We start from the raw sequence: 1,792 nt of genomic DNA, 5'->3' as shown, positions 1-1,792 counted from the left end.
GTACGGGGACGGCCGCGGGCTCGGGCGGCGCCGCCTGGGCAGGGACGGGAACCTGCGCGGGAGGTGCGGCCGGGGCCGGAGCCGGAGCGGGCACCGGGGCCGGCGCCGCCGCCAGCGGCGCCCGCGGGGTTTCGGGCGGCACCGGCGCCCCGTCGCGGTAGGGACGTACGGTGACCTGGCGCGCCGGGCGGCCGCTCAGCACGTCGAACAGCAGGGCCACACCTTCCCCGGGCGGGATGCCGTCCGAGGACGGCAGTCCGGCGGGCTCCGCCGGGGGACGCTCCCCGGACGGCGGACCGGCCTCGAAGGGATTGCCCTCCACCTTGCGCATCGTGAAGCCGCGCACGGAGACCGCCACCACCCCGTCCCCGTCCACCAGGTCGACGTCCGACACCAGCACTCCGCTGTCGCCGCCACCGCGCACGTGCCGTACGTGGGAGGTGAACTCGGCCGGCAGGTCGCGGTAGACCGTGACCGCGGAGTACAGCAGCGGCAGGTGGTGCGCGTCCTCGCGGCGCCGGGTGAGCGCCGTCGCGCTGTCGAGCAGCGCCGGGTGCAGCGGCCGGCCGTCCGTCTCCGCGCGGAAGCGCTCGTCGAGCGCGAGCGAGCCGAGCTGCTCGTCCGCGCCGCGGCGCAGCGCGGTGACGTTCAGCCAGTGCGGCCCCAGCTCGGCCAGGTCCCCGGCCCCCGACGCGTCGACGGTCTCGGTCATGCGCGCGGCCACCGCCGCCAGGTCCACCACGGGCGCGGCCGGCTCGGCCGCGGCCGCGATGCGGCCGTCGCAGTGCACGGTGGAGCCGGTCCGGACCGAGAAGGCCCAGGCGTCGGCGCCGCGTGGTTCGAGGACGACCCGGACCCGCTGCGTACCGTCGACGAACAGGGGCCGGCGGAACACCACTTCACGCAGGTCCACCGGCACGTCCGCGAGCCGCGGGCACACGTCCCGGGCCGCGCGGACCACCAGGTCGAGATGGCCGGTACCCGGCAGGACGGCCCGCCCGGCGAACCGGTGCTCGTCGAGCACCCAGTCCTTCTCCGTCAGCTCCTCCTCGTACACCAGAGCTTCCGCAGCCCGGCGCTGTTCCCCCGTCCACGCGGAGAGCGGCTCACCGCTGCCCGGGTCCACGGTGGACCGGGCGGCCATCCCGACGCTCGCCCAGCTCGGCCAGTTCACACTGACGCAGCGCTGCCGGGAGACGGCGGCGTGGGCGTCGAGGAAGGCGTTGGCCGCCGCGTAGTCGGCGCTGCCGACCAGTCCCGAGATCGAGGCGCGGCTGGAGAAGGACGTGAAGAAGTCCAGACGGGGCCGGTCCGCGAACAGCCGCTCCAGCACGAGCGTGCCGAGCAGCTTGGGCCACAGCACCGCCCTGACCTGCTCGGGCGTACGGAAGGCGATCATGCCCTCGCCGGGCAGCCCGGCCGCGTGCAGGACGCCGTGGACCTGCCCGGCCGAGGCCTCGACGCGTCCCACCAGCGCCCGCATGGACTCCTCGTCGGTGACGTCCCCGCGTTCGGCCAGCACCGTCGCGCCGAGCGCTTCGAGACCGGCCACCTCCTCGGCGGCGGCATCGGTGAGGCCGGAGCGGCCGACCAGGACGAGGGTGGGCGCGAGACCGGTCTCGGCCAGCCCGCGGGCGACGGCCAGCCCGAGGCCCCCGAACCCGCCGGTGATCAGATACGTGCCGTTCGGGCGGACCGGGGGCTCGGTGGCCGGCTCGTGCGGGACGGGCACCTCCACCGGCACCCAGCGGCGGTCGCCGCGCAGCGCGACCACCGCGGGCCACTGCGGCTC

1 protein-coding gene is annotated in these 1,792 nt (G+C 76.6%); it reads right to left on the bottom strand.

The features are described 5' to 3' along the window. Positions 1-1,792 (bottom strand): SDR family NAD(P)-dependent oxidoreductase (locus VR44_RS28920; RefSeq protein ID WP_045950567.1); only part of this gene is annotated, 1,792 nt, incomplete at both ends.

Source organism: Streptomyces katrae (assembly GCF_000966975.1).
Classification (GTDB): Bacteria; Actinomycetota; Actinomycetes; order Streptomycetales; family Streptomycetaceae; genus Streptomyces; species Streptomyces katrae.
This window is presented reverse-complemented; position numbering and strand designations above follow the sequence as displayed.